Source organism: Rhodococcus rhodochrous, from assembly GCF_014854695.1.
In the GTDB taxonomy this organism is placed as follows: domain Bacteria; phylum Actinomycetota; class Actinomycetes; order Mycobacteriales; family Mycobacteriaceae; genus Rhodococcus.
On the sequence record NZ_CP027557.1, the window covers coordinates 2,312,236 to 2,330,991 of the forward strand.

Here is an 18,756-nt window from a genome sequence, read left to right on the forward strand (position 1 = left end):
GCCTCCTCATCGGTGGTGTCTCACAGGGTTCAACGACCGGCGAAGCGGTGGAGTTCCCGTCCGTCTCCGAGTACCACCGCGCTGACCTGCACTAACCCGATGAGCTCCTGAGAAGTTGCTGAGAGAACCGAATCGTGGAACCTCAGTAACGCCCCGAAGGGGGTCAGACGGGCTCGATCAACCCGTGCCGGACCAAGCCGTGCACGAGGCCCACCGATTGCGTGAGGAGGTCGTCCTCGTCCTCGCCGTGCGCGGCCGCGAGCAGCGACACGAGATCCCCGAGCGGAAGACCGTCGGCGCGCATGCCGCCGAGCAGGGCGGCCGCGAGATCGTCCACCTCGTGCTGCCAGGCCGGACCGCCACCGCGGTGCACCCGCACGACCACCTGGTCCCACCCGTCCTCGCCGGGCAGGTGCACCCGCTCGAGGGCCGTATCGGGCCGCACCGCGAAACGGGCGTCGAGCACCTCGTGCGTACGCAGCCAGTCGAGGCGACGGAAGTAGTCGACCGCCTCGTCACCCAGCGCATCGGTGAACGCGTGCCGCAGATCCTCGGCCATCACGTCGGACGGCAGGTCGGTGCGGCGCAGGTAGACGAACCCGAACCCGACGCCCTCGACGCCGTGCTCCTCGAAGTGGTCGAGCCACTGCTCGGCGCGCACCGCGACCTCCGGCTCCCGCTGATCGGCGTCGCCGTCGCGCAGCCACGTCCCGACGTACAGGGCGGGATCGGCCACATCACGCTGCACGATCCAGGCGTCGACGCCGTGTGACGGCAACCACGATGCGACCCGCGCCCGCCAGTCCTCACCCTCGACGTGCACCCAGGACGCGAGCATCGCGGCGGTGCCGCCGGGATTCAGGTGCTCGGCGGCCTGCGAGATCATGAGCCGGCTGGCGCCGTCGAGGTCGAGACCGGAGTCGCGGTAGCTGTGCTCGACGCGTCCCGCGCTCACCACGAACGGCGGGTTCGCGACGATGCGGTCGAAGGTCCGGCCGGCGACCGGCTCGAACCACGACCCTTCGAGAAGATCGATGTCGATCTCGTTCAGCGCGGCGCTCGCGGCGGCCAGGGTCAGGCAACGGGGATTGATGTCGGTCGCGGTGACCTCGTCCGCGTGGTCCGCGGCGCGGATGGCCTGCACCCCGCAACCGGTGCCGAGGTCGAGCACCGAACCCACCCGATCGGTGGGGGTGGCCTGCAGCAGCGACAGGGAGGCCTGACCGACGCCGAGGACGTGATCTGGCCGGGTCGGGACGGGCCGGATCGAGCCGTCGAGATCGGACAGCACCCAGCGGCTACCGGTCCCGGCGTCGAGGGGTCGCAGGTCGAGAGCGGCCCGCACGCCGTCGCCGTCGCGTTCGACGAGCCCCGCCTGCACGGCCTGCTCCGTCGTCACCGGAGCGAGAGCCTGCGCGACCTCGTCCTCGGGGCAGGTGTCCTGGAGGAGGAACAGTCGCACGAGCACGCCGAGATCGCCCGCACCACGCGCGATGCGCCGGGCGGGGACGGGTTCACTGCGTCCGAGGGCGGCGTGCGCCTCGGGTCCGAGCAGTTCCCGCACGGTGTCGAGGTCGTAGCGGCACCGGATCAGTGCGGTGCGCAGAGCCGGGCAGAGAGACAGGAGAAGGTCGCGGTCCACCACGACATTCTCGCAAGCGCCCCGTCGGGGGTCCCTCTCAGCCGTCGATCACATGGTGTCGGGACGACTCGATCGCCGGGGCGTCGTCGAAGCGGCCGTCCCAGCGGCTCGGTTCGTCCTTGCGGCGCGGCGGCCGGTCGTTGGCGATGAGGACGGCGATCCACGGCAGCGGGATCGACACCCCGATGATCGCCATCGAGATCCAGGGATTGGCCCATACGCCGTACGCGATCGCCGCCAGCAGCAGGGCGGGGATGCGGACCGACATGATGGTGAGGTACTTGCGAACCCGTGCTCGGTGCTGATCCTCGAGCGACGCCTCCGCCGCGGTGATCAGAACCGGGTTGTCGGGCGATCCGTTCTCGGGGGATCCGCCGAAACCGTGAGTTCTCGCCATGTCTTCCACCTTCCCACGCCGGGCCGTCGCACGCACATACACATCCGGCCCTTCCGTGCGGCATCATGGACACGTGAGCACGGATATCAAGGAACGGTCGGATACCACCACCGACGAAACGACCGACGACGACACCCCGAAGTTCTTCCACTACGTGAAGAAGAACAAGATCGCCGAGAGTGCGGTCATGGGTACCCATGTGGTCGCGCTGTGCGGTGAGGTCTTTCCGGTGACCCGGTCGCCGAAGCCCGGCTCGCCGGTGTGCCCCGAATGCAAGAAAGTCTACGACGGTTTGCGCAAGGGCGACTGAGACACCTGGTGGAACACCTCGTCGTCCGCCGCGGCGTCGGGTGATTCCGGCGACGGTCTTGCTGCCGGCGAAGACGGTGATACTGCCTCCACCGGCGGGAGTTCGGTCTGGGCCGGGGGAACTTCGGATCCCCCGGCCTTGTCGTCGTGCGAGGCAGGGTCGTGGGGGGCAGTGTCGTCGTGGGGTGCAGGCCGGTCGTCCGGCGCCGCATCCGACTCGGCGGGTTTCCCGTCGATCGGCCACGACTCGGGTTGGCGATCCCCGGGCCGGATCAGGTCCGACAGTCGGATGGTCGTGGAGCTCGTCAACCGGCGGGTGAGGTTCGTCACCGGCCCGCTGTCGGGCGACGGATCACGGGCCGACTGCTCCGCGAGCCAGATCCGCCACTGCTCCAGACGCGTGGCGCGCGCCGGCCAGAACTGTTGCACCGTGGCGTTGAACTCCGCTCCGAGGACCACGGCGAAACCCAGGAAGAACGTGAACAGCAGGAACGCGATCGGGGCGGCGAGCGCGCCGTAGGTGTAGCCCGTGGCCGCGACCCACGTCAGGTACCACCGCAGGATCACGCTCGACGCGAGGAAGAACACCCCGGCCAGCACTGCGCCACCGAGCAGTCGGTGCCACGGCAGTGACTTCGGCAGCGCCACCTTGTACAGGGTCGTCAGACCGATGAGCAGGAGCAGGCCCACTGCGGGGAAGTAGAAGGTGTCGATGATCCGTGAGCCGACATCGAACCAGGCGTCGGGCAGCAACCGGCCGATCAGGGTGGGTCCGAGCGCGACGAGCGGCATCGTGAACACCGCCAGGATCAGGAAGACCACGTAGAGGAGCAGCCCGAAGATCCGCTGCCACACGGGGTGGCGATGGTCCTGCTGGTGGTGCGCTTCGACGATCGAATCCACGAACGTCGAGATCGCCGACGATCCCGCCCACAGCGACAACACGAAGCCCAACGACATCACGTCGGCGCGACCCCGACGGAGGACGTCCTCGACGGTGGGCTCGATGATCTGGTCGACCACGCTGTCGCTGAAGACCGAGCGGAGGAAGGTGACGGTCTTCGACGTGATGATCTCCACCGTGTCGGGACCGAACCAGCCACCGACGTAACCGAGACTGCCGAGCAGACCGAGCACCAGGGGCGGCAGCGAGAGGGTCTGCCAGAAGGCCGCGGTCGCCGCCTTGCTGAAGATCGAGTGGTCCCAGGCCGACGACAGGGTGTGCGTCACGACTTCCCAGCCCTTTCCGACCGCGCGGCGAACGCGGCCGGAGGGTGCCTGGGCGGGGGATCGTGGTGTGTCGTTCATCTACTTCCAGAATTCCTGAAGACACGCTCGCGTGCGCGCACAGGCAGGTGAGGGCCTCTCGAATTCTGCCACGCAGTCCTCGGAGAACCCGCCGACGCCGCGGCTTCGGCGGGTTCGCGGGCTCCGAGACGATAGGCTGCATGACGGTCGGCGCCCGGACGAGTGCGGTGGCACCGACCCGAGCGAAGCGGACAAGGAGCACGAGAAACCGGTGAGCACCGAAACCGTCGGACAAGCTACGACCTCCGCCCCTGTGGCCCAGCTGCGTGCCTGGCAGCGCCGCGCCCTCACCAAGTACCTCGCGACGAAGCCGCGCGACTTCCTCGCCGTCGCGACCCCCGGTGCCGGTAAGACGACCTTCGCCCTCCGGGTGGCGTCGGAGTTGCTGCGCGACCGGACTGTCGACCAGATCACGGTGGTCGCCCCCACCGAGCACCTCAAGCACCAGTGGGCGGGTGCCGCGGCCCGCATCGGCATCGCGCTCGACTCGAACTTCACGAACTCCACCGGGCAGACGTCGAGCGACTACCAGGGCGTCGTGGTCACCTACGCGCAGGTCGCCTCGCACCCGTTCAAGCACCGTGTGCGCACGGAGGCGCGTCGCACCCTGGTGATCCTCGACGAGATCCACCACGGTGGCGACGCGAAGAGCTGGGGTGAGGGCATTCTCGAGGCGTTCGGGGACGCGACCCGCCGTCTGGCGCTGACCGGTACGCCCTTCCGCAGTGACGACAGTGCGATCCCGTTCGTGAGCTACGAGCCGAACGAGGACGGTCTGCTGCAGTCCAAGGCCGACCACGCCTACGGCTACGCCGACGCACTCGCCGACGGCGTCGTGCGCCCCGTCGTGTTCCTCGCGTACTCGGGCGAGGCGCGCTGGCGCACGAGTGCGGGAGAGGAGTTCACCGCTCGACTGGGAGAGCCCCTCAGCGCCGAGCAGACGGCCCGGGCGTGGCGGACGGCCCTCGACCCCCAGGGCGACTGGATTCCTGCGGTGCTGGGGGCGGCGAACACCCGTCTGCAGCAGCTGCGTGCCGGCGGCATGCCGGACGCCGGTGGGCTCGTCATCGCCACCGACCAGACCACCGCGCGTGCGTACGCGAAGATCCTCGAGACGATCACCGGCGAGATGCCGACCGTCGTGCTCTCGGACGATCCCACCGCGTCCGACCGCATCTCGCAGTTCAGCGAGGGCAACCAGAGGTGGATGGTCGCCGTCCGAATGGTGTCCGAAGGCGTCGACGTCCCGCGACTCGCGGTGGGTGTGTACGCGACCAGCGCCTCGACCCCGTTGTTCTTCGCGCAGGCGATCGGCCGCTTCGTGCGGTCGCGGCGCAAGGGGGAGACCGCCAGCGTCTTCCTGCCGTCCGTGCCGGTGCTGCTCGAACTCGCCAGCCAGCTCGAGGCGCAGCGCGACCACATCCTCGGCAAGCCGCACCGGGTCAAGGAGGGCTTCGACGACGAGCTGCTCGCCGACGCGAACCGGCGCAAGGACGAGCCCGGCGAGGACGAGAAGGCCTACCACTCGCTCGGGGCGGACGCGGAACTCGATCAGGTCATCTACGACGGATCCTCGTTCGGCACCGCGACATTCGCCGGCTCCGACGAGGAGGCCGACTATCTGGGGCTCCCTGGTCTGCTCGACGCGGAACAGATGCGGGCGCTGCTGCGTCAGCGTCAGGAACAGCAGCTGAACAAGCCCAAGGCCGCACCGGCACCCACGCCGCCGCCCCAGGTGACCGAGCGGGTCGAGACCGCCGACACCCTCGCCCAGCTCCGTCGCGAACTCAACTCGCTCGTCGCGGTCGTCCACCACCGGACCAGGAAGCCGCACGGGGTGATCCACGGCGAACTGCGTCGCCAGTGCGGTGGTCCGCCGACGGCGATGGCGACCGCCGAGCAACTGCGCGACCGGATCGCGATCCTGCGCAGCTGGTGAGGACGAGAACGGGCGACCACCTCGAGGTGGTCGCCCGTTCGGTCGGGTCGCGGAACCGTGGTTCCGGACGGCGGATCACACGGTGGCGTCGGACTCGCTCACGATCGTCGCTCCGAGTTCACGGAGGCGGTCGGTGTGCTCGTTCGCGTGGTGCCCGCAGAACAACAGTTCTCCGCCGGTCGGAAGGACGGCGCGGACACGAGCGGCGGCATTGCACCGATCGCAGCGATCTGCAGCGGTCAACTTCGGGCTGGTCAACGTACCGGGCATGACTCCTCCAAACTGGCCACCGCTCATATCGGGTGCCGGGGTCTGGTCCGCCGCACCGGCCGGCGCGGTGGATCTACTCTGACAGACGATTCGTATTCATGTGTTGTTCCCCTGGATGCCCAATGGTGGCGTGTTTCACGCATCGAACAGCGAAAACGCTTCGACATGGCCGTTTTCCGCACGGTGTGTTCGCTCACAGCGCAGAGCTCGAGGGGGCCGGGAACGCCCCGGACGGGCTGTCCGACGCACAATGACGCCATGACCGAGACCCTGCTGCACATCATCTCCCGCGACGATTGGGACCGCTTCCGACCCCTCGGGGCGGTCGTGCCGGACTCCCTCGGGACCCAGGGTTTCGTCCACCTGTCGACCCCGCACCAGGTGCACCTGCCCGCCGACCGGTTGTACGTCGGCCGCACGGACCTCCTCCTGCTGCGCGTCGACCCGACGCGCCTCGTCGACCCGCTCCGTTTCGAACCCGGCGTACCGGAGGACCCGGAGTCGATGCGCTTTCCTCACCTCTACGGGCCCCTGCCCGTCGACGCCGTCGTGGAGGTGACGCCCTACCTGCCGGGACCGGACGGTCGGTTCCCGCCCCTGGACCGGGAGCGAGCGGACGCCGTCGGTCCGGAGGACTAGTCTTTCGACCATGATCGTCGACGTGACGCCGCTTCCCGGGATCGGTGTACGCAAGGACTTCGAACTGGCCTCCGGGCGCCGCATCGGGGTGATCACCCATCGGGACGGTCACAGCGACCTCATCATCTCGAAGGCGGGCGACCCCGACGCGTGTGCGGCTTCCCTGCCTCTCACCGTCGAGGAGGCGGCGACGCTCAGCAATCTGCTCGGTGCCCCACAGCTCGTCGCACAGTTGCGTGAAGACCACCGCGAACTGCCCGGAATCCTCACCCGACAGCTCCATGTCAACGAGGATTCCCGGTTCGACGGAGCGGTACTGGGCGACACCGCGTTGCGCACCCGCACCGGTGTGTCCGTCGTGGCCGTGATGCGTGCCGGTCAGGTCATGCCGTCTCCGACACCCGACTTCGTTCTCACGGGTGGGGACATCCTGGTGGCGGTCGGCACGGCCGACGGTCTCGACGCGGTCGCCAGGATCCTGCGCAACGGCTGATCCCGCAGAATGGACACGACGACACTCGCACTCATCGAACTGGGTGCGGTGTTCTTCGGACTCGGCGTCCTCGGACGGCTCGCGGCGCGGATCGGCATGTCGCCGTTCCCGTTCTATCTGATCGGCGGCCTGTGCTTCGGCAACGGTGGCTTCATCCAGCTCGGCGACATCGGGGCGTTCAGTCACATCGCCAGCGAGATCGGCGTGGTCCTGCTGCTGTTGCTGCTCGGTCTCGAGTACACCGCGAACGAGTTGATCAGCGGCCTGCGACGCTCCCGGATGGCAGGTCTGCTCGACCTCGCCCTGAACGCGGTGCCGGGAGCCGCCGTCGCGCTGATCCTGGGTCTCGGACCCATCGGCGCCTTCGTGCTCGCGGGTGTCACCTACATCTCGTCGTCCGGGATCGTGGCGAAGGTCCTCGCCGATCTGGGGCGCCTCGGCAACCGCGAGACCCCGGTCGTCCTGTCGATCCTCGTCTTCGAGGATCTCGCGATGGCCGTCTACCTCCCGATCCTCACTGCGATCCTGGCGGGCGTGAGTCTGCTCGGCGGCCTCGAAGCCGTCGCGATCTCACTCGGTCTCGTCACCGTGGTGTTGGTGCTGGTGGTGCGATACGGGCGCTACGTCTCGGTCGTGCTCGACAGCCCCGATCGGGAAACGCTGTTGCTCAAGCTGCTCGGCGCGGCATTGTTGGTGGCGGGAATGGCGTCGGCCCTACAGGTGTCCGCGGCCGTGGGTGCCTTCCTGCTGGGCATCGCCATCTCCGGTTCGACGGCACACAACGCGGTCCGGGTCCTCGAACCGCTCCGCGACCTGTTCGCCGCCATCTTCTTCGTCTTCTTCGGACTCAACACCGATCCGACGGCGATACCGCCGGTGCTCGGCTGGGCGATCCTGCTGGCCGTGCTAACCGCGCTGACGAAGCTCGTCACCGGATGGATCGCGGCGGCCCGTCACGGTATCGCTGTGATGGGCCGGGCGCGCGCCGGCGCGGCACTCATCGCCCGGGGAGAGTTCTCCATCGTGATCGCCGGACTGGCCGTGGCCTCCGGTCACGTCGACAGTCGCCTCGCGGCGATCGCCTCGGCATACGTGATGATCACCGCGGTGCTCGGTCCCGTGGCCGCGCGGATCGTCGAACCGGTGATGCGGTTCGCATCCACACGACTCCCCGGAGGCGACGAGCGACAGCGCCTTCCCGGAGACGAACCGGAGCTTCTCTAGCGGCCCCTTCTCTCGCGGCCTTCTTCTGCGGACCCCGGGGTCCGGAACGAAGAACGAGGGCCACCCGATCGGATGGCCCTCGTTCTTCGGGACGGATGTCAGTCGAGGTAGTCGCGCAGCACCTGCGACCGCGACGGGTGGCGCAGCTTCGACATGGTCTTCGACTCGATCTGGCGGATGCGCTCGCGCGTCACGCCGTAGACCTGACCGATCTCGTCGAGGGTGCGCGGCTGGCCGTCGGTGAGGCCGAAGCGCAGACGCACGACGCCCGCTTCGCGCTCGGACAGGGTCTCGAGCACCGACTGCAGCTGATCCTGCAGCAGGGTGAAGGAGACGGCGTCGACGGCCACGACGGCCTCGGAGTCCTCGATGAAGTCGCCGAGCTGGCTGTCGCCCTCGTCGCCGATCGTCTGGTCGAGGGAGATGGGCTCACGCGCGTACTGCTGGATCTCCAGCACCTTCTCCGGCGTGATGTCCATTTCCTTGGCGAGCTCCTCGGGCGTGGGCTCGCGGCCCAGATCCTGGAGCAGCTCGCGCTGGATACGACCGAGCTTGTTGATGACCTCGACCATGTGCACCGGGATACGGATGGTGCGGGCCTGGTCGGCCATGGCACGGGTGATGGCCTGACGGATCCACCAGGTCGCGTAGGTGGAGAACTTGTAACCCTTGGTGTAGTCGAACTTCTCGACCGCGCGGATCAGACCGAGGTTGCCTTCCTGGATCAGGTCCAGGAACGCCATGCCGCGGCCGGTGTAGCGCTTGGCGAGCGAGACGACGAGACGGAGGTTCGCCTCGAGCAGGTGGTTCTTGGCCCGGTTGCCGTCGCGGCAGATCCAGTTCAGGTCGCGGCGCTGGGCGACGGGGAGCTTCTCGCCCTTCTCCGCCAGCTGCTGCAGCATGTGGGTCGCGTACAGACCGGCCTCGATGCGCTTGGCGAGCTCCACCTCCTCCTCGGCGTTGAGGAGGGCGACCTTGCCGATCTGCTTGAGGTAGGCGCGCACGGAGTCGGCCGAGGCGGTGAGCTCGGCGTCCTTGCGTGCCTGACGCAGCGCCTCGGACTCCTCCTCGTCCCAGACGAAGTCGCCCGAGGCCTTGTCCTTCTCGCTGGGCTCGTCGTCCTCGACCACCACATCCTCGGCGCCGGCGAGATCACCCTCCGAGACCTCGAGGTCTGCGAGGTCCGCTTCCTCGGTGGCGTCGAAGTCCTCGTCGCCCGAACCTGCAGCCTTCGTGGCCTTCTTTGCTGCCTTCTTCGCGGTGGTCTTCTTGGCGGCTGCCTTCTTCGCAGGAGCCTTCTTGGCGGCTGCCTTCTTCGCGGGGGCCTTCTTCGCAGCGGTCTTCTTCGCCGGCGGCTTGGCACCGGGAGCGGTACCCTCCGCGGAGTCCGCAGCGCCTGCGACGCTCGAAGCGTCCGCAACGGGTGCCGATTCGTTGGCGGAATCAGCGGTGTGGATGTCGGTGGCTGCCACGTACGCCCTTTCGTGACGAGGTAGTGCGGCGTCGCGCCAGAGTGATTCCGGCGGAGAGGTCTGTCGGGATGAGGGCCGGTTCCGGCCTGCTGGGGACCATTGTAACGATCCCTCGGGCGGCCGATGCGCCGGACTCAGGGAGTGACACCTGTTTTCGCAGCGTAAGCAGCCCCTACGATTCCCGCCGCGTTGCGCAGTTCGGCGGGGACCACCGGGGTGCGGTTGGTCAGGAGCGGGATCCACTTCTCGTGCTTGCGGCTGATGCCGCCGCCCGCGATGAACAGGTCGGGCCAGAGCAGATCCTCGAAGCGGGTGAGGACGCGGGAGACCTCCTTGGCCCACTGCTTGTACGACAGGTCGTTGCGCTCCTTGACCGACGAGGCGGCGCGGTGCTCGGCCTCCTTGCCGTCGACCTCCATGTGCCCGAACTCGGTGTTGGGCAGCAGTACACCGTTGTGCAGCACGGCCGAACCGATCCCGGTGCCGAAGGTCAGGAGGATCACCACGCCGTCGGTGTCCTTGGCGGCACCGAAGCGGTCCTCGGCGATTCCCGCGGCGTCCGCGTCGTTGAGCACCGAGACGTCCCGGCCGCCGAGCACCCGCGAGAAGAGGGATCCGGCGTCGGTGCCGATCCACGACTTGTCGATGTTGGCGGCGGTGCGGGCGACGCCTCCGGTGACCACGCTCGGCAGGGTCACGCCGACGGGACCCGTCCAGCCGGCCTGTTCGACGATCTGCGCCACCGTCTTCGCCACGGCCTCGGGAGTGGACGGTTGCGGAGTGAGGATCTTGATGCGGTCGCCGACCAGGCGGCCCGTGTCGAGATCCACCACGGCACCCTTGACGCCACTTCCCCCGATGTCGACTCCGAATCCGTGGTTGACGGGAGTCGCTCGGTCCGTGGGGACGTCCTGTGCCATTGCGTACTTCCTCTCGCTGGGTGGGGCCGGCTGCTCCGCTCGTGTGGAAACGATAATGCCCGGTGTCACCGGGTGCGGGGTCGGTGGCGAAACCGTCGGCACTGTGTTCGGATCGGTTCGTGCACGCACAGAGAACACTCCCCGAATCCGAGTTGTCCGCGCTGAGGGATGTGGCGGTGACCGTCGCACGTGAGGCCGCGTCCTACGTCCGTTTACGCCGGGTCGAGCTGTTCGGTCCTCCGGGCTCGGGGGAGGCCGTCCGTGTGGGGACGAAATCGACAGTGACCGATCCCGTCACCGCCGCCGACACCGAGAGTGAGGAACTCATCCGGCGCCGGCTCACGGAACTGCGGCCGGGCGACGCCTTCCTCGGCGAGGAGACCGGGGCCGACGGCGGGACGGCGACTGCCGCGAGCGGAGTCGTCTGGGTGGTCGATCCCATCGACGGCACCGTCAACTTCGTCTACGGCCTCCCCGCCTCGGCGGTCTCGGTGGCCGCGCGGGTCGACGGACGCTCGGTGGCCGGTGCCGTCGTCGACATCGCCTCGGGGGAGACGTTCTCGGCGGCAGAGGGTCTCGGTGCCCATCTGGACGTCGACGGCACGCGGGTGCCGTTGCGATGCAATCCCGTGACGGATCCGCGACTGGCGCTCGTGGCGACCGGCTTCTCGTACTCGCCGGCACGACGCGCACGTCAGGGTGAGCTGGTGGCGGCGCTGCTACCGAGGGTGCGCGACATCCGGCGTGTCGGAGCGGCCGCCCTGGACCTGTGCATGGTCGCGGCCGGCAGGGTCGACGCCCACTACGAACACGGACTCGGTCCCTGGGACTGGGCGGCGGGGGCGCTCGTCGCTGCGGAAGCCGGTGCGGTGGTGCGTGTCCCGAGCGGCACCGGGGACGACGGGGAACTCACGGTCGCGGCCGCGCCGGGGATCGCGGCCGATTTCGAAACTCTGCTCGGCGAAATCGGAGCGCTCGACGCAATTCCGAATTGACCGTTTCGTCACATCATGAATTGCGTTCGTCACCTTTTACCGCAACAGTGACGAAAAACAGGATGCACGGTCTGTGAAAAGAGATTCAGCACCGGGCATTGCGTGCGGCCGTGAGCAGATCGAGGTCGAGCGGAGCCGTCTCCTCGCCCACCGGGACCTCGCGTAGTGCCCGCAGGACCTCTTCGGCATCCGCCCCGGGGGAGATGTCCCGGAAGTAGGTTCCCAGCGCGAGGTCGACGGTGTCGTCCTCGCGTGTGTCCTGCACCAACTCGGCGCACGGGGCGAGCAACCACACCGAGGACGCAGCAGCGCGCCCGGCCTCGCCGAAGCGGATCTGCCCCTGGCACTGCATGTTCTGGTCGACGTAGACCGGATCGTTGCCGGCCTGCACGTCGGGCGGGCTCGAGAAACCGTAATCGCTCAGCTGAGCGGCCACGTGCGTGGCCTGGCCGCGTTCGCCGTTGGCGTTGTAGACGCGCACCCGGGTGGCCGTCAGGGGAGCGGGTTCGATCTCGAGCAGCGTCGACCGGTCCACGACCTCGCCGAGCGGAGCCGGTTGCGGGCCTTCGGGGTCGGTGGCCTCGGTCGGGGGAGCGTTGCACGCCACGGTGGTCGTGACGGGCTCGGACGAGGTGAACACGGAGGACCACACGACGATGGTGCCTGCGGCGAGGACGGCACCCGCCACGGCGGCCGGGACCACCCGGCGCCGACGGAACGGGCGGCCGCGGTCATCGGTTGCGCTTCCTTCGGTGATCAGGGAAACCACGCGGCCCTGCCTCTCGTGTCATGCCGTGTTCGTCGCACTCACTGTAGAGGTCGCGGACGTGGTCGGTGGAACCGCCGACCCGAGGAAATGTCACGAGTCGTTGTGTTGTTGATGACGATTGCCAGACAATTCCCGGCGTTTCCACGCATCGATTGCATATTCGTGCGTGAGGTCGGCTATTGTTCGGCGGCCGAACCGTCCAAGAAGGGGCGGTGCGGCGCGAAAACAGAGTGAATTCGGGTATGCCACAGCAATGGCACACCCGTCGGGAACTCCAACGGACGGCCGTGCGTTGCCCTGGCCGGGAGCACCGTCCGTGTCCCGGCCGGCTACCGGTACGAGTACTAGAAGGTAAGAGGAAATGGCGACTGACTACGACGCACCCCGGCGGACCGACAGCGACGATGTGTCGGAGGATTCACTCGAGGAACTGAAGGCCCGGCGCAACGAGGCCCAGTCCGCTGTGGTGGACGTCGACGAATCGGACACCGCCGAGTCCTTCGAGCTGCCCGGGGCGGATCTGTCCGGCGAAGAGCTGTCGGTGCGTGTCGTCCCGAAGCAGGCCGACGAGTTCACCTGCTCGAGCTGTTTCCTGGTGCATCACCGGAGCAGACTCGCGAGCGAGGAGAACGGTGTCATGATCTGCCGGGACTGCGCAGCGTGAGGACATAGGGCAGAGTGAGGACATAGGTGCGGAACGAGGCCGGGTGACGACGGTGCGCCGTGGTCACCCGCGTCTCCCTCCTGCGTGCCCCGGCGCCGCGGCAGCCTCTGCTGTTCCCGGCATCCGGGGCCCTGTCGTATACGGGCCCTGTCGTATACGGGGACCGATGCCCGTTCGAACAGCCCTACTTGTGGGTCGGATCGTCCTTGCGGCCCGACTCGTCGCAGCCCAGCGCCGCGAGCAGTTCGGCAGGCCGCCGCGTGCTCACCAGCCAGTAGGGCGTCGGATCCTCCGGGTCGTCGAGCACGACGAGCGCCATGGTCCGCACCCAGGGACGGTGCTGGACGAACGCCGCCGGATCGAGCTGGCGACCCATCGCGGCACTCTTGGCCGACGCCGGAACCACCACACCCCGCGAGATCACGTCGACGGGCAGATGCGCGCGACCGACGACGAGTTCGCCGCCGACCACCTCGACCCGGCTGCGTGAGAGCCAGGTCAGGACCCAGATCGGGACCGGGAGCAGAAGGACGTAGGGAAGCCACGCGTACATCCCCGGGGCGCCCATGTGCAGCTCGGCCGCGAGCAGGGCGGCCACACCGAGCCCGATCGGCCACCACCACCACGGCACCCACATCCGCTCCGAGAAGGTCGGAGCGTCGGCCGTCGGAGGGGTAGTCGGTGAGGTGCGCGAGGAACGGGACACACCGTAAGGATAGTCGCCTCGGTGGAGCGACCCGGCACGCGAGTAGTCTCGGACGACGTGACCGATCTTCCCTCGATACCGCTGCGCCGGCTCGATCCGGACCTTCCCGTGCCCACTCGTGCCCACCCCGGTGACGCCGGTGTGGACCTGTGCACGTCGGTCGACGTGACCCTCGGCCCGGGGGAGCGGGCGCTCGTCGGCACCGGCATCGCCGTCGCGCTGCCCGTGGGCACCGTCGGCCTGATCCACCCGCGTTCGGGCCTCGCCGCCAAGTTCGGCCTGTCCGTCGTGAACACTCCCGGGACGGTCGACGCGGGCTACCGTGGAGAGATCAAGGTGTGTCTGATCAACCACGACACCGAGCGCGCCGTCGAACTCCGCCGAGGCGACCGCATCGCGCAGCTGCTCGTCCAGCGTGTCGAACTCGTCGATTTCGTCGAAGTGGACGAGCTCGACGACACGGCGCGGGGCAGCGGCGGATACGGATCGAGCGGCGGGCACGCCGGCCTCGTGAAGGAGGGTTCCTGACATGTTCGGACGACGCCGCAAGGACCGCGGGTCGAACGTCGAGGCGACCGACGCCGCATCCGCCGGCGACCTCGGCGCGTACGACGAGCCCGCCGACGAGGAGTACGACGAGTACGCCACCGGAAGTGCGGCCGATTCCGGCCCGTACGACATCGACGAGGTCGACGAGGAGACGGTGACCGCCTCCCGTCTCGACCTCGGATCCGTGCTCGTACCGCTCCCGGCCGGTGGTCAGATCCAGGTCGAGATGGCTCCGAACGGGACGCCGCAGAACGTCCACCTCGTGACCCAGTTCGGGCGCATCACGGTCTCCGCGTACGCCGCACCGAAGTCGCCGGGACAGTGGCGTGAGGTCGCCGCCGAGCTCGCGGAGACGCTGCGCAACGACAAGGCCGAGGTCAGCATCGAATCGGGGCCGTGGGGTCGCGAACTGCACGGCAGGACCGCGAACGCGGATCTCCGGTTCATCGGTGTCGACGGCTTCCGCTGGATGATCCGCTGCGTCGTCGCGGCGCCCTCGGGGAACGCCGGAGCCGACTCCGAACTCGTTCGGATCGCACGGTCGGTGATCTCCGGCACCGTCGTCCGCCGCGGATCCGAGCCCCATCCGGTCCGTACACCGCTGCCGATCGTGCTTCCCGAGGCGCTCACCCGCCAGCTCGTCGCGGCGCAGCAGCAGCAACAGCAGGCGGCCGCGCAGCAGCAACAGCAGGGCACGGCGCAGCAACAACAGGGCGCGGCCCCGGCGCAACCCGCTCCGCGGACGGCCCCGGCGGCACAGCCCACCCAGCAGACGCAGCAGGTCCCGCCCACCCGGCAGACGCCGCCGCGCCGCGGCGAATCCGGTTCGGCGATGCAGCAACTCGGCTTCTGAGGCCGATACCGATCATCGGTTCGGGACGGGGACGATCCTGTCGAGCGCGGCGAGGCACAACCTCCCGAGCACGGAGGGGTCGTCCCCGACCTGTTCGAGTGTCACCGTCGCGAGTTCCGCGTGAGGGATCTCCCGCGCCCATTGCCGCCCCACTGCGAGCGGATGGACCGCGTCGTCCACCGCGGCGGAAATACCGACCGGCACGGCCACGGACCGTAGTTCGTCGACGTCGAGTGCCCGGTAGTGCGCGGCCTCGTCCAGCGCGGACGGGAGATCGGGCCACTGGGCGCTCCAGGAGCGCGTCAACTCCCGGGCGAGCCAGGGCGGACTCGACGCCGCCATCGCAGCGGTGACCGTATCGAGGCCGTGAGCGCGCAGTTCGGAGGCCGTCCACCGCGCGCTCGCGGCGGCCGGCGCCTCCCGCGGATCGCCGGTCCACGCAGGTAGGGCAGCGAGGACGCCGACGACCCGGCCCGGATTGTCGAATGCCCATCTCAACGCGACGGCCGCACCGATCGACACCCCACCGACGAGGATCTGCCCGTTCCCGGCCGCCTCGTCGAGCGCGGCGAGATAGCTCGCCACCACACCGCGCGGATCCGGATCGACGGCGATCGGGGTGATACCCCGCCGTCGGAGTTCGGCGCCGAACGCCTTCTCGGCGAAACATGCATCCGAACCCGTACCGGGAAGCACGACCGCGGTGCCGGCGGTCGGGGGGACCGGGGATTCGCTGTGGGACATGCGGACGATCCTGCACCATCGACCTCCGGAGACCACGCTCACCTGCCCGCACAGCAGGACGAACGACGGCTGCACGCGTGTGTGCACCGTGCAACTTGTATCCGGCGAGAATGGGTCTACAGTGGCGGGCGAAGAAGAGTCCGGTGGCACGAAGATCCGTGCCCCTTCCGTACAGGAGCGTGTTATGGCTTCCCCGGCCGGCTACCTGCGTCGGCTCACACGGCGGCTCACCGAGGACATCGAAGAACTCGATGCCGAGGAGATGGCCGAATCCTCGCACTCCACGGGCGCCCTACCCGTCGTCGAATGCGCCCGCGGTCAGGAAGTGACCATGTACGGACGTCTTCGCAGTGTCGAGTCGTGTTCGCGTGCCGCTGCCGCCGTCGTCGAGGCAGAGTTCTTCGACGGGACCGACTCGATCCAGCTCGTGTGGATCGGTCGTCGGCGCATCCCGGGAATCGAGCCCGGGCGTACGTTGACGGTCCGTGGTCGTGTCGGCGAACGCGACGGACGCAAGGTGATCTACAACCCCTACTACGAGCTGCGCGAGCCCGCCTGAACTGTGTGCGCCGGGGGTGCAACCCCGGTCACGCGGGGTCGTAGCCCTGTCCTGGATGTGGCAGGCTCGTAGGAGTGAGCGACACCAACCAGCAGACGATGCTCGAACAACTCGGTGGGATCAGCGGGTTGATCTATTCGACGCTGCCGGTGCTGGTGTTCGTCCCCGTCAACAGCCTGTGGGGCCTCACCGTCGCCATCTGGTCCGCGCTGGGCGTCGCCCTCGCGGTGCTCGTGTGGCGCCTGATCCAGCGCACCCCGATCCAGCCCGCGATCTCGGGCTTCTTCGGAGTCGCCCTGTGTGCCTTCATCGCTCATCGCACCGGCGACGCGAAGGGATACTTCCTCTTCGGGATCTACGCCAGCCTGGTCTACGGGGGCGCATTCCTGTTATCCGTGCTCGTCCGCAGACCGCTCGTGGGCGTGATCTGGGGGATGCTCAACGGCCAGGGATCGCGGTGGCGTTCGCATCCCACCGCGGTGCGCGCCTACGACGTCGCGACCCTCGCGTGGACCCTGGTCTTCCTCGGTCGTTATCTCGTGCAGAACCACCTCTACGACGAGGACCGCACCGGCTGGCTCGCGGTGGCCCGGATCGGCATGGGCTGGCCGCTGACCGCACTGGCCCTGCTCGTGACCCTCTGGGCGGTCCGGCGTGCCGACCGCATCGTCGAACCCGCGCCCGCGGAGACGGCCGACGACGCGCCGGCCGACGATCCGGCGGCGGACGACGGGCTGTCGAACAAGCCCCGCGACGAGCAAGGGGCGCACGACGGGCAGCCTCAACTCCCCGGTCAGCACCGGCTCCGCGACTAGTCGGCACCGGCTCTGCGACCAGTCAACACAGACTCCGCGACTAGCGGTTCACCGCCTGCCGGAGATCGTCCTCGACGTCCTCCGCCGTGACGAACAGCAGTTCGTCCCCGCCTTCGAGCGGATCGTCCGGCTGCGGGACGATCGCCCGCCCGCCGCGCAGGATCGCCACGAGTGCCGTATCGCGCGGCAGTTCCAGTTTCCGGACCGGTTTCCCGGCGAGGGCGGTGGTGTCGCGCAGGGTGACCTCCACCAGGTTCGCGCCCTTGCGCAGCGTCATCAGCCGCACCAGATCGCCCACGGTGACGGCCTCCTCGACCAGCGCCGCGAGCATGCGCGGTGTGGACACCGCGACGTCCACACCCCACGATTCGTCGAACAGCCACTCGTTGCGCGGATCGTTGACGCGGGCCACGACCCGTGGAACACCGAACTCGGTGGTCGCGAGCAGGCTGAGGACCAGGTTGGCCTTGTCGTCGCCCGTCGCCGCGATCACGACGTCGTACTGCTCGAGTCCGGTGGATTCGAGCGAGCTGAGTTCGCAGGCGTCGGCGTGGACCCACGTCGCGTCCGGCACGGACTCGGGTTCGACGTGGTCGAGCTTGCGTTCGATGAGCATCACCTCGTGGGCGTTGCGCAGCAGTTCCCGCGCTATCGAGCGCCCCACCGCTCCGGCGCCGGCGATCGCCACCTTCATGTGGGCTTCCTCTCGGGTGGACGGGTCAGTTCTCGTCGACCGGCGGGTTCTCGGCGTGTGTGATCGCCTCCGAGACCGAACCCGACACGGCCGCGATGTAGACGGAGTCGTCGGCCTGCAGCACCGTCCTGCGGTCGGGCAGCAACCCGGTGCCGAACCGGATCAGGAACGCGACGCGCGAACCCGTGGCCTCCTCGAGGTCGGTGACGCGTCGTCCGACCCACCCCTCGTGCACGTTCACCTCGGCGATGGCGACGGATCCGGTGGGATCGCGCCAGCGGGCGGTCTCGCTGTCGTGCGTGAGCGCATGCAGGAAACGGTCGGTGGTCCACGGCACGGTCGCCACGGTGGGGATGCCGAGTCGCTCGTACGCTGCGGCCCGCTTGGCGTCGTAAATCCTCGCGACGACGCGTTCGACGCCGAAGGTCTCGCGGGCCACGCGCGTCGAGATGATGTTCGAGTTGTCGCCGGACGAGACCGCTGCGAAGGCGTCGGCACGTTCGATGCCGGCGGAGATCAGGACGTCGCGGTCGAAGCCCATGCCGAGCACGGTGTGCCCGGGGAAGTCCGGGCCGAGTCGTCCGAACGCGCTCGCGTCGCGGTCGATGACCGCGACTTCGTGACCGAGCCGGACGAGTGCGGTGGCCACCGCCGAACCGACCCGACCGCACCCCATCACCACCACGTACACCCGAGTGGACTCCGTTCCGGTCGGTCTTTCCGAGACGGACCGCTGCGGACCGCCGATCCGAACGGTACCGCGTGACGATCTTCGAGAGGTCGTGACCCGGCCGA

Annotated in this window: 22 protein-coding genes; 11 read left to right on the forward strand and 11 right to left on the reverse strand. The window is 68.7% G+C overall.

The features are described 5' to 3' along the window. Positions 1-163: 163 nt before the first annotated feature. Positions 164-1,642 (reverse strand): DUF7782 domain-containing protein, encoded by a 1,479-nt coding sequence (locus C6Y44_RS10870; RefSeq protein WP_085468052.1) that lies wholly within the window; start codon positions 1,640-1,642, stop codon positions 164-166. 37 nt (positions 1,643-1,679) lie between these two features. Next, positions 1,680-2,039: a DUF3099 domain-containing protein gene (locus tag C6Y44_RS10875; RefSeq protein ID WP_006551334.1), complete on the reverse strand. Its 360-nt coding sequence runs from the start codon at positions 2,037-2,039 to the stop codon at positions 1,680-1,682. A 73-nt stretch (positions 2,040-2,112) separates the two neighbouring features. On the opposite strand from C6Y44_RS10875, the gene C6Y44_RS10880 reads away from it, so the two are divergent. Beyond that, on the forward strand, positions 2,113-2,349 hold the full coding sequence (locus C6Y44_RS10880) for a DUF3039 domain-containing protein (RefSeq protein ID WP_192378838.1): 237 nt from the start codon (positions 2,113-2,115) through the stop codon (positions 2,347-2,349). Here the strand turns inward: C6Y44_RS10880 and C6Y44_RS10885 are convergent. Continuing rightward, positions 2,322-3,656 (reverse strand): YihY/virulence factor BrkB family protein, encoded by a 1,335-nt coding sequence (locus tag C6Y44_RS10885; RefSeq protein WP_159418519.1) that lies wholly within the window; start codon positions 3,654-3,656, stop codon positions 2,322-2,324. The genes C6Y44_RS10880 and C6Y44_RS10885 overlap by 28 nt on opposite strands. Positions 3,657-3,867: 211 nt before the next feature. Here C6Y44_RS10885 and C6Y44_RS10890 point away from each other — a divergent pair, with 211 nt between their 5' ends. Beyond that, positions 3,868-5,595: a DEAD/DEAH box helicase gene (locus C6Y44_RS10890; protein WP_225623776.1), complete on the forward strand. Its 1,728-nt coding sequence runs from the start codon at positions 3,868-3,870 to the stop codon at positions 5,593-5,595. A gap of 75 nt (positions 5,596-5,670) precedes the next feature. Here C6Y44_RS10890 and C6Y44_RS10895 read toward each other — a convergent pair whose 3' ends face one another. Further along, on the reverse strand, positions 5,671-5,865 hold the full coding sequence (locus tag C6Y44_RS10895) for a DUF7455 domain-containing protein (protein ID WP_006551338.1): 195 nt from the start codon (positions 5,863-5,865) through the stop codon (positions 5,671-5,673). A gap of 258 nt (positions 5,866-6,123) precedes the next feature. On the opposite strand from C6Y44_RS10895, the gene C6Y44_RS10900 reads away from it, so the two are divergent. The 3 genes from C6Y44_RS10900 to C6Y44_RS10910 are packed head-to-tail and all read left to right on the forward strand — an operon-like array spanning position 6,124 to position 8,221. Next, complete coding sequence (locus C6Y44_RS10900) at positions 6,124-6,504, forward strand: DUF952 domain-containing protein (protein WP_159418518.1); 381 nt, start codon at positions 6,124-6,126, stop codon at positions 6,502-6,504. A 10-nt stretch (positions 6,505-6,514) separates the two neighbouring features. Continuing rightward, a complete protein-coding gene (locus C6Y44_RS10905; RefSeq protein WP_159418517.1) occupies positions 6,515-6,997 on the forward strand; it encodes a cation:proton antiporter regulatory subunit in 483 nt (160 codons plus the stop codon). 9 nt (positions 6,998-7,006) lie between these two features. Next, positions 7,007-8,221 carry a cation:proton antiporter gene (locus C6Y44_RS10910; protein WP_159418516.1) on the forward strand — a complete coding sequence of 405 codons (1,215 nt, stop codon included), beginning with the start codon at positions 7,007-7,009 and terminating at the stop codon, positions 8,219-8,221. Between the two features lie 98 nt (positions 8,222-8,319). Here the strand turns inward: C6Y44_RS10910 and C6Y44_RS10915 are convergent, their stop codons facing one another. Together C6Y44_RS10915 and ppgK are read right to left on the reverse strand one after the other, a co-directional pair. Beyond that, positions 8,320-9,693, reverse strand: a complete 1,374-nt coding sequence (locus C6Y44_RS10915) for an RNA polymerase sigma factor (RefSeq protein WP_060650907.1) — start codon at positions 9,691-9,693, stop codon at positions 8,320-8,322. A gap of 134 nt (positions 9,694-9,827) precedes the next feature. Continuing rightward, positions 9,828-10,613 (reverse strand): polyphosphate--glucose phosphotransferase, encoded by a 786-nt coding sequence (gene ppgK / locus C6Y44_RS10920; protein WP_060650906.1) that lies wholly within the window; start codon positions 10,611-10,613, stop codon positions 9,828-9,830. Between the two features lie 101 nt (positions 10,614-10,714). Between ppgK and C6Y44_RS10925 the strand changes: the two genes are divergently transcribed. After that, positions 10,715-11,608, forward strand: coding sequence for an inositol monophosphatase family protein (locus C6Y44_RS10925; protein ID WP_159419249.1), 894 nt, complete (start codon positions 10,715-10,717; stop codon positions 11,606-11,608). Positions 11,609-11,693: 85 nt separating this feature from the next. Here the strand turns inward: C6Y44_RS10925 and cei are convergent, their stop codons facing one another. Then, positions 11,694-12,377, reverse strand: coding sequence for an envelope integrity protein Cei (gene cei, locus C6Y44_RS10930; RefSeq protein WP_159418515.1), 684 nt, complete (start codon positions 12,375-12,377; stop codon positions 11,694-11,696). A 361-nt stretch (positions 12,378-12,738) separates the two neighbouring features. On the opposite strand from cei, the gene C6Y44_RS10935 reads away from it, so the two are divergent. Continuing rightward, on the forward strand, positions 12,739-13,041 hold the full coding sequence (locus C6Y44_RS10935; RefSeq protein ID WP_006551346.1) for a DUF4193 domain-containing protein: 303 nt from the start codon (positions 12,739-12,741) through the stop codon (positions 13,039-13,041). A 184-nt stretch (positions 13,042-13,225) separates the two neighbouring features. Here C6Y44_RS10935 and C6Y44_RS10940 read toward each other — a convergent pair whose 3' ends face one another. After that, entirely contained in the window at positions 13,226-13,678 is a 453-nt protein-coding gene (locus C6Y44_RS10940) for a DUF3093 domain-containing protein (RefSeq protein ID WP_159419248.1), read from the reverse strand. 126 nt (positions 13,679-13,804) lie between these two features. Here C6Y44_RS10940 and dut point away from each other — a divergent pair, with 126 nt between their 5' ends. Both dut and C6Y44_RS10950 read left to right on the forward strand, forming a co-directional pair. Continuing rightward, on the forward strand, positions 13,805-14,275 hold the full coding sequence (dut, locus tag C6Y44_RS10945; protein ID WP_159418514.1) for a dUTP diphosphatase: 471 nt from the start codon (positions 13,805-13,807) through the stop codon (positions 14,273-14,275). Position 14,276: 1 nt separating this feature from the next. Beyond that, entirely contained in the window at positions 14,277-15,149 is an 873-nt protein-coding gene (locus tag C6Y44_RS10950; protein WP_159418513.1) for a DUF3710 domain-containing protein, read from the forward strand. 12 nt (positions 15,150-15,161) lie between these two features. On the opposite strand, the gene C6Y44_RS10955 is transcribed toward C6Y44_RS10950, so the two are convergent. Further along, positions 15,162-15,893 (reverse strand): alpha/beta fold hydrolase, encoded by a 732-nt coding sequence (locus tag C6Y44_RS10955; protein ID WP_192378839.1) that lies wholly within the window; start codon positions 15,891-15,893, stop codon positions 15,162-15,164. A gap of 184 nt (positions 15,894-16,077) precedes the next feature. Here C6Y44_RS10955 and C6Y44_RS10960 point away from each other — a divergent pair, with 184 nt between their 5' ends. Further along, a complete protein-coding gene (locus C6Y44_RS10960; RefSeq protein WP_016694463.1) occupies positions 16,078-16,452 on the forward strand; it encodes an OB-fold nucleic acid binding domain-containing protein in 375 nt (124 codons plus the stop codon). Between the two features lie 74 nt (positions 16,453-16,526). Beyond that, complete coding sequence (locus C6Y44_RS10965; protein WP_159418511.1) at positions 16,527-17,267, forward strand: DUF3159 domain-containing protein; 741 nt, start codon at positions 16,527-16,529, stop codon at positions 17,265-17,267. Between the two features lie 40 nt (positions 17,268-17,307). Here C6Y44_RS10965 and C6Y44_RS10970 read toward each other — a convergent pair whose 3' ends face one another. Beyond that, positions 17,308-17,961: a potassium channel family protein gene (locus C6Y44_RS10970; RefSeq protein WP_019289215.1), complete on the reverse strand. Its 654-nt coding sequence runs from the start codon at positions 17,959-17,961 to the stop codon at positions 17,308-17,310. 25 nt (positions 17,962-17,986) lie between these two features. After that, positions 17,987-18,652, reverse strand: coding sequence for a potassium channel family protein (locus C6Y44_RS10975; RefSeq protein WP_060650900.1), 666 nt, complete (start codon positions 18,650-18,652; stop codon positions 17,987-17,989). Positions 18,653-18,756: the final 104 nt, after the last annotated feature.